Annotated in this window: 5 protein-coding genes; 4 read left to right on the top strand and 1 reads right to left on the bottom strand. The window is 63.0% G+C overall.

Annotation, left to right across the window (positions count from 1 at the left end):
• Positions 1-27 precede the first annotated feature (27 nt).
• Positions 28-723, bottom strand: coding sequence for a YigZ family protein (locus K6T64_RS15580; RefSeq protein WP_288010977.1), 696 nt, complete (start codon positions 721-723; stop codon positions 28-30).
• 305 nt (positions 724-1,028) lie between these two features.
• On the opposite strand from K6T64_RS15580, the gene K6T64_RS15575 reads away from it, so the two are divergent.
• The 4 genes from K6T64_RS15575 to K6T64_RS15560 form a co-directional block, all read left to right on the top strand.
• Positions 1,029-2,291, top strand: a complete 1,263-nt coding sequence (locus K6T64_RS15575) for an efflux RND transporter periplasmic adaptor subunit (protein ID WP_288010975.1) — start codon at positions 1,029-1,031, stop codon at positions 2,289-2,291.
• Positions 2,288-5,695: an efflux RND transporter permease subunit gene (locus tag K6T64_RS15570; RefSeq protein ID WP_288010973.1), complete on the top strand. Its 3,408-nt coding sequence runs from the start codon at positions 2,288-2,290 to the stop codon at positions 5,693-5,695. Before K6T64_RS15575 ends, K6T64_RS15570 begins: the two co-directional genes overlap by 4 nt.
• Before the next feature lie 33 nt (positions 5,696-5,728).
• Positions 5,729-5,965: a YgaP family membrane protein gene (locus K6T64_RS15565; RefSeq protein ID WP_232796801.1), complete on the top strand. Its 237-nt coding sequence runs from the start codon at positions 5,729-5,731 to the stop codon at positions 5,963-5,965.
• 286 nt (positions 5,966-6,251) lie between these two features.
• Positions 6,252-8,735 (top strand): Orn/Lys/Arg family decarboxylase (locus K6T64_RS15560; protein WP_288010971.1); only part of this gene is annotated, 2,484 nt, incomplete at its 3' end.

Genomic DNA, 8,735 nt, shown 5'->3' with positions numbered 1-8,735 from the left:
TCCAGCGCTGCTCCAGCAGTTCCGGACCTACTGGAAATTCAACGAAGGAGAGCTTCTACTACTATCATACGAGGAGGAAGGGACCCGGGCTGCCCCGTCCACCTCGTCCAACCAGACCTCCTCCTCGAATCGGAGGTCCACCTGACCGCCTGTGGCGTCCGCCGCCACAGATTGGCATTCGTGTTCGCGGCCTCGGGGAACGTAGACGGTGAGCCGAACGTCTTCGGCGAACACCGGCTCCTCCCGGGGCCAGCCGCGTTGGGCCAGGCGATGGTCCAGTTTGCCGAAGGCGGGGTAGGGGATGCGAATTCGGACCCGGACATAGGGGCGGCGGCTGAGGAGGCCGGCGGCCCGCACCGCCTCGGAGGCCGCATGCCCGTAGGCCCGGACCAGTCCCCCGGCCCCGAGCAGGACCCCGCCAAAATACCGGGTGACCACCACCAGGGTGTCCCGCAGGTTCATGTGGTGCAAAACTTCGAGGATCGGGCGCCCGGCGGTGCCGGCAGGTTCCCCGTCGTCGCTGGAGCGCTGGATCTCGGAGTGGGGGCCGATGGTGTAGGCGTAACAGTTGTGGGTGGCATCCCAGTGCTTCCGCCGGATCGCCTCCAGGAGGGAGACGGCTTCCTCTTCGCTGGCCACCGGAGCCGCCCGGCCAATGAACCGGGATTTCTTGATGACAATCTCCACCTCGCTTTGTCGCCCGACTGTTTGATAAGTTTCCACGAATCCTCCCCCTCCCACCGCCCGCGACATACCGGATGCGGGTTCCGCTCTTTTACCCAGGATGACACGGAAAATCCGCAAAGTCAAAGGCAGCTTGACATGGATTCCGTCCTCCTACCATAATAATGTTGTGTGAAACAGGGTACCGGGTAGGGTATAATGCCGAGGCCTGCCCGGAAGGCCAGGGAGGTGACGGAAGGTTTCGGTTCGTCCGAAGCGCAGCTCGGGGAGATCTCCGAAGGGGTGACCGGTGCTTTCGCCCCGACTTGCATCTTGGACGGTTCATCGGCAGAAAGGTGGTAGGTATGAAAACGTGGGTGAAGGGTGTGCTGTTCCTCGGCGTCCCCCTGGGAGGGTTCCTCCTGGTCCTGAGCGGTGTCCTCGTACATAAGATTCCTCCAGGCACCGCCGAACGGGCCCCCGCGAGCATCAGCGGGGTCAAGGTGGCCGCGGTGGAACAATCGGCGGACCACACCGGTGTCACGGTGCCCGGCACCGTGGTCGCCGACGGGACCTCCCAGGTCGCCAGCAAAATCATGGCCTCGGTGCAGCAGGTGTTCGTGAAGGAGGGGGATTTTGTCAAGCAAGGCCAGACCTTGGTGGTCCTGAATCCGGAACCCTTGGCGGCGGCTGTCAAACAAGCCCAGGCGGGCAGTGCCCAGGCTCAGGCCGGAGTTCAGGCGGCCCAGTCGGTTCAGGCGCAGATCGACGAGGCGATCCGGCAATCCCAGGCCAGTCTACAGGCGGCCCAGGCGAACCTTCAGGGCGCTCAATCCGATTTTGAACGCACCCAATCGCTGTACGAAGCCGGTGCGGCGAGCCGCCAGGATTACGATCACGCCCAGACGCGCTACCAGGCGGCAAAGGCTCAGTATGACCAAGCCCAGGCCGCCCTTCAGGGGGCTCTGGCCCAGAAGGCGGAAGCCCAGGCCCGGCTCGGTGAAGCCCAAGCGGCCTTGGGTCAGGCCCAGGCTTCGGTCCAAGCGGCGTCCGCCAATCTGAGCGACACCGTCCTGAAAGCGCCCTTTGACGGGTTCGTGACCTCGAAGACGGTGAATCAAGGAGACATGGCGAGCCCTGGGATGCCCCTCCTGACGGTGGAAAAAGGGCCCTTTGCCCTGGAGGTCTATGCCGAGGAGAAGCTGGCCGCGGCCATGAAAATCGGTGATACCGTCTCGGTGCACATTCCGGCTTTGAACCGGTCGGTTACCGGGACGGTGTACGAGATCACGCCCCGGATCGATCCCGCCAGCCGGACTTTTAAAATGAAGATACGCCTTCCCGGCGATGTGGAGGTGCGGCCGGGAATGTTTGGCGAGGCGGTCCTCGGCACCGGCGGGCCGAACGACAAGATTTTCATCCCGAAGGCGGCGGTGGTGCGCTGGTCGCAATTCACAGGGGTGTATACGGTGGATAACCAGAACCGGGCCCATCTTCGTTATGTATCATTGGGTCGGGAATCCGGGGATCAGGTCGAGGTGCTGAGCGGGCTGAACCCCGGTGAACGGATCGTCGTCTCCGGCGTGGATCGGGTGAGCGACGGGGCGGAAGTGAGGACCGGCTCATGAAGATCGGCCTCTCGGGCAGAATCGCCAAGGCATTCATCAATTCTAAGATCACGCCGCTTTTGGTGCTGGCCGCGCTGTTGATGGGCGTGCTGGCGGTGCTGAACACGCCCCGGGAAGAAGAACCCCAGATCTCCGTGCCGATGATCGATATTTTCGTCCCTTATCCCGGTGCCACGGCGAAAGACGTGGAGGACCGGGTGACGAAAGTTCTCGAAAAGAAGCTCTGGAAGATCAAAGGGGTCGAGTATATCTATTCTACATCCCAGCCCGGTCAGGCGCTGATCACGCTTCGGTACTATGTCGGTACCGACCTGAACGACGCGGTGGTCCGCACCTATAACGAAGTGATGTCCAACATGGATGAGGTCCCCCCCGGAGTGGGCCAGCCCTTGGTCAAGCCGATGACCATCGACGATGTGCCCATCGTCTCGGTGACCCTGTGGAGCAACAAGCTCAACGACTACGATTTGCGGCGGATCACTGCGGTGGTGGCCGACGAGGTCAACCGGGTGGAAAACGTCGCCAAGGTCCAGGTGATCGGCGGCCGGGAGCGGCAAGTCCGGGTGGAGGTCGATCCCACCCGGTTGGCGGCCTACGGGATTTCGCCGCTGACACTGGAAAGGACGCTCCAGAGCGGGAACCAGTCCCTGGACGCCGGCCAGTTCGCCGAGGCGAACAAGCAGTTCAAGGTCAAAGCCGGGACGTATCTGGTGGATCCCGAACAGGTCAAGAACTTGGTGGTCGGGGTCTATGAGCAGCGCCCGGTGTTTCTGAAAGACGTGGCCACGGTGACGGACGGACCTTCCGAGGTCAATCAGTACGTCCTCTTCGGGACCGGGCCCCGGGCGGCGGACAAAGGCGTGACCGAGCCCCCCGGGCGCATCTTCCCCGCAGTGACCATCTCCGTCTCGAAAAAGCCCGGGACCAATGCGGTCTGGGTGGCGAACGACGTCATCAAGAAGGTGGATGATCTCAAGGGCAAGGTCATCCCTTCGGACGTGCAGGTCACGGTGACCCGGGATTACGGAGAGACGGCGATGGAAAAGGCCAATGAGCTGATCGATCACCTGCTCATCGCCACGGCGTCGGTGATCCTGCTCATCGGGGTGGTGCTCGGAATCCGGGAGGCCATCGTGGTGGGCATCGCGGTGCCCGTGACCCTGGCGCTGGCTTTGTTCCTGAGCTACATGCACGGGTACACCCTGAACCGGGTGACGCTTTTTGCTTTGATCTTTGCCATCGGGATCCTGGTGGACGACGCCATTGTCGTCGTGGAGAATATGCACCGGTGGTTCCGGATGCGAACGCTCAAGCCCTTGGATGCGGCGGTCCATTCGGTGGACGAGGTGGGAAATCCCACGATCCTCGCGACTTTTACGGTCATTGCCGTGTTGATTCCCATGGCTTTCGTTCGCGGGCTCATGGGGCCGTATATGGCGCCGATTCCCATCAACGCCTCGATTGCGATGTTTTTCTCGCTGCTCGTGGCTTTTATCGTCACGCCCTGGTTTGGGCTGCGGCTGCTGAAGCGGGATGAGCCGAAGGCGGTCCCGGCGGCGGCCGGTGTGGGCGGCGGGGGTGAGGGGACGGTGGCCGTGGGACCGGCGTCGTCGCCGGGGGGTGTGCCCGGTGTGGGGATGTCGACGGGAGGCGAGTCCGAAGACGGCCCCGGGGCCGAAGGGGGACGCTCTGGCAACGAGGATCACGTCGGCAACGGGGATCACGTCGGCGAAGAGCACGGCGGCCGGGTCTCCCGGATGTACGCGGGTGTGCTCATGGCCATGGTGCACAGCCGCAAGAAGCGCAACCTGTTCTTCCTCGCGGTGGTGCTCCTGCTTTTCGCGTCCTTGATCTTGTTTTACACGAAGGCCGTCGCGATGAAGATGCTGCCGTTTGATAACAAGAGCGAATTTCAGGTGGTCATCGACATGCCCCGGGGGACGACCCTGGAACAAACGGCGGCGGCCACCAAGGCCATCGGGGATTATCTGTCGACGGTCAATGAGGTCACCGATTACGAAATGTACATCGGGACCGCGTCGCCCTTTAATTTTAACGGCTTGGTCCGCCACTACTACCTGCGCCAAGGCCCGGACGTGGCCGACATTCAGGTGAATCTGGTGGCCAAGGGCGAGCGGCAGCAGCAGAGCCACGATATCGCGAAACGCATTCGGCCGGCGGTGCAGGCCATCGGGGAGAAATACGGCGCCAACGTTAAGGTGGTGGAGGTGCCGCCGGGGCCGCCGGTCCAGGATACCCTGGTGCTGGAAGTGTACAGCAACGATCCCGCCGACCAGTACGCCGCGGTCCAGCAGGCGGCGGAGATTTTCAAGAAGACGCCCGGCGTGGTGGACGTGGACACGTCTCTGCAGGCGCCTCAGACCCAGTATTCGTTTACGCTGACCGACCAAGCCCGGCTCAACGGCATCACGGACCAGGAAGTGGCCCAGACGCTGCAAATGATGTTGGCCGGGGCCCAGGTGGGGTTGGTGCATCCGCCTCACGAGCTGGAGCCGGTGAAAATCTGGCTGCAACCGCCCCGGGACCGTCGGTCGAGCTTGGATGAGCTGAAGAGCATCCAGGTGCCGACGCCCTCCGGGAAGCTGATTCCTTTGGGCGAGGTGGCGAATATTCAACAGGAGACGGCGGAGCAGACGCTCTACCGGAAGAATCTCCAAAGCGTCGCCTACGTGTTCGGGGATGTGGCGGGGTATGAGGAGAGCCCGGCTTACGATATCGCCAAGATGTGGAACGCCGTGAGCCAGATTCATGTGCCGAGCGGTGCGAAGGTGGAGCAGTACCTGACCCATCAGCCTTGGCTGGAAAATGGCGTCAAGGTGAAATGGGACGGGGAATGGCAGATCACCTACGAGGTGTTCCGGGACCTCGGATTGGCCTTCGGGGTGGCGCTGGTGGTGATGTACCTTCTGGTGGTCGCCTGGTTCCAGTCCTTTATCACACCTCTGGTGATTATGGCGCCGATTCCGCTCACCATGATCGGGGTGGTGCCGGGACACTGGCTTTTTGGGGCCTTTTTCACGGCCACGTCGATGATCGGGGTGATCGCCCTGGCCGGCATTATCGTGCGGAACTCGATCTTGCTGGTGGAGTTCGCCGAGCGCCGGCGCAAGGAAGGCGAGGATCTGGATGCGGCGGTGGTGACCGCCGGGGTCGTCCGTTCGAAGCCGATCCTCCTCACCGCAGCGGCGGTGGTGGTGGGGGCGTTTGTCATCCTGTTCGACCCGATCTTCCAGGGGCTCGCCATCTCGCTGATGTTTGGGACGATCGCTTCAACGGTGTTGACGTTGTTCGTGATCCCGGTTCTGTATTATGCGGTGGAGATCCGCCGGGCCAAGGCGCGGATGCGGAAAGAAGCGAAGGCCAGGGCGAGGGCGAACGCGTGAGACGCGTGGCGGGTTGACATAAGGGGGAGGGTGATGGATATGTTCGTCGAGTCCGGAAAGGGTTCCCTCATCCGGATTGTCGCTGGGGTGTTCATCCTGATCGGAGCGGGACTGTCGCTTTGGGTGCATCCCCACTGGGTGTATTTTGACGCCTTTGTCGGGTTGATGCTGATCATCTCGGCCCTGACCGGGTTTTGCCCGATGTATTATATTCTGCGGGCTTTGGGGATCAAAGACGCCCAGTGTACGGTGAGACGGGTGGGGCGGTAAAAGAAGGGTTTCGGATGGGCGGTCGGGGAACGAGGAGATCGGCCGCCGAACCGATGAGAGCGCGGGGAGTTGTTAAGGCCCCGCGCTTTTTTTGCGGGTGCCGGCAGGTGGGAGATTGTGGATTGTAAAAGTGCGAGGAGGGTGTTGTGTCCGCCCTTTGATCGGACGGAGTGGCGGCTTTGTCCACGTGAAGTGGACAAGAGGTGGGGAATGGGAAAAGAGATCGGGCTGTGATATGCTAATGGTAAACCGTTAATGTTCGGTTCGGGCATCGTGGTGAGAGAGGGTGAGCGACCTGGATTTTCCGATTCTTCTGGTGCACGATCCGGCGGAGGCGTCGCCGGCCATTGCCGAAGGGGTGCGGTACATCGCCGACGCGCTGGCGGCACAGGGTCTGGCCATTGTCAACGCCCGGGGTGAGGAGGAGGCGGAGCTGATCGTCAAGACCCGGCCGGAGCTCTCCTGTGTGCTGATGAGCTGGGACGATCCGGATCACGATCCCGGGGGCGGGCGGCGGATCGAACGGCTGATCCGTCTGGTGCGGGAGATCCAGGAGAGCCTGCCGATTTTTTTGTTGACAGAATCTTTGCGGGTGGACGAATTGCCCCACGAGGTGCTCCAAGAGACTTCGGGGTACGTATGGATCACCGAGGATAAGCCGGAGTTTTCCGCCGGGAGGATCGCCCGGGCGGCGGAAGGATATCGCAGGAGCCTGATGCCGCCATTTTTCCGGCGGCTGTACGATTATGTTAACGAGTTCAAGGACGCCTGGCACACGCCCGGGCACAGCGGCGGCCTGGCGTTCTTGAAATCTCCGGTGGGGAAGATTTTTTATGATTTTTACGGGCCGAACATTTTTCTGACCGATTTGTGCAGTTCGGTGCCGGAGATGGGATCGCTGCTGGAGCACCAGGGGGTGATCCGGGAGGCGGAGGACGAAGCCGCCGAGGCGCACGGGGCGGATCGGACATTTTTTGTGACCAATGGGACGACGATGAGCAACCAAATCGTACACCGGGCGCTGCTCAAGGCCGGGGATGTGGTGGTGGTGGACCGCAACTGCCACAAGTCGGTGATCAACGCCTGCATTATGACCGGGGCGATTCCGGTGTTTTTGCCGGCCCACCGTAACGGGCAGGGGATTATCGGGCCGGCCCGGTGGGAGGCGCTGGATCCCGAGGCGATCCGGGCCCGGGTGGCGGCCCATCCGCTGGTGCGGCGAAAGGCGGGGGCGGTGGATCCCGGGGCTGCGGACGCTGCCGGAGGGGGCCGTGTGGGCAGCGGGGCGGCGGAGGCGGCTGCGGCGGCCGGACGGGACGGTGTGGGCGGCGGCGCCCATGGGGCGGCGGTTGCGGAAACGGGTTTGGCCTCGGATTCATCCACGAGTTCGGCCCCACGGGTGAAAATGGTGGTGATCACGAACTCCACGTACGACGGGGTGCTTTATAACGCCGAGCGGCTGTTGCGGCGGGTGGAGGGTGTTGCGGATTACATCCACATGGATGAGGCGTGGATTCCCTATGCGGCTTTTCAGCCTCTCTACCGGCGGCACTACGGACTGTCCCCGGCCACGCGGCGGAAGGATTTGCCGACGGTGATTTCGACGGTGTCCACCCACAAGGTGTTGTCCGCCTTCTCTCAGGCCTCCATGATTCACATTCGCAACGGGCGCATGCCCATCGACGAGGATCGGTTCAATGAGGCGTTTATGATGCACACCTCCACGTCCCCCCAGTACGCGATCCTCGCCTCTTTAGACGTGGGCACCCGGATGATGATGGGCAAGGCGGGGGAGCGGTTGGTCCAGGAGGCGGTGGAGCGGGCGCTGGAGTTCCGCCGGCAGGTGTACAGCATCCACCGGGAGGCCGAGGGGCGGGGGGATTGGTGGTTCAACGTCTGGCAGCCGGAGACGGTGGAGGCGGTGTTCGCGGCGGCCGGGGATGTGCCGGGGGAAGGGCTGGGAGGCGATGAGAGGCGGGCGCTGGCCGGACTGGAGGGGCTGACCCGGAGTGATGCGCCCTGGCAGATCCGCGCCGGGGATCGGTGGCACGGGTTTGAGGGGGTGCCGGATGGTTTTGCGATGCTCGACCCCATCAAAGTGACGATCCTGACGCCGGGGGTGGACAGTGCCGGCCGGCCGGAAGCGACCGGAATCCCGGGCCCTCTGGTGGCGGCGTTCCTCCGGGATCACGGGGTGGTGGCGGAGAAGACCGGATTTTATACATTGTTGGTGCTGTTTACGATTGCCGCCAGTCGCAGCAAGTCGTCGACCCTGGTGTCGAAGTTGTACGCGTTCAAGCAGCTGTACGACAGCAATCGCCCGGTGAAAGAGGCGCTGCCCGAGGTGTACCGGGCGAACCCCGGGAGGTACCGGAGCCAGGGGGTGAAGGATTTGGCCCAGGAGATGCATGATTTTTTGCGGGAGGCGGAGATCGCCCGGGTGCAGGAGGAGATGTATGCGGTCCTGCCCGAAGCGGTCCTCACCCCCACCGAGGCATTCGGGAGACTCGTGGACGGCGAGGTGGAGCTGGTGCCGCTGGAGGGGCTGCCCGGGCGGGTGTCGGCGGTGATCGGTTTGGTGTATCCGCCGGGGATACCTGTGATCGTGCCCGGGGAGCGGTTTGATGAGGGGTCGAAGGCGATCATCGAGTATCTGCGATTGTTTGAAGCCTGGGATAACCGGTTTCCGGGGTTTGAGATGGAAGTGCCGGGGGTGGTCACGGACCGGGGGGCCGGGGACCGGGTGATCTTGAGCCGCACGCTGAAGGTC

Origin of the sequence: Kyrpidia sp. (genome assembly GCF_023512215.1) — a bacterium.
Lineage (GTDB): Bacteria > Bacillota > Bacilli > Kyrpidiales > Kyrpidiaceae > Kyrpidia > Kyrpidia spormannii.
This window is presented reverse-complemented; position numbering and strand designations above follow the sequence as displayed.

Bases quoted from the DNA above. Each gene is read 5' to 3' on its own strand.
- K6T64_RS15570 (WP_288010973.1), top strand. From the start codon at position 2,288: ATGAAGATCGGCCTCTCGGGCAGAATCGCCAAGGCATTCATCAATTCT.
- K6T64_RS15575 (WP_288010975.1), top strand. From the start codon at position 1,029: ATGAAAACGTGGGTGAAGGGTGTGCTGTTCCTCGGCGTCCCCCTGGGA.
- K6T64_RS15565 (WP_232796801.1), top strand. From the start codon at position 5,729: ATGGATATGTTCGTCGAGTCCGGAAAGGGTTCCCTCATCCGGATTGTC.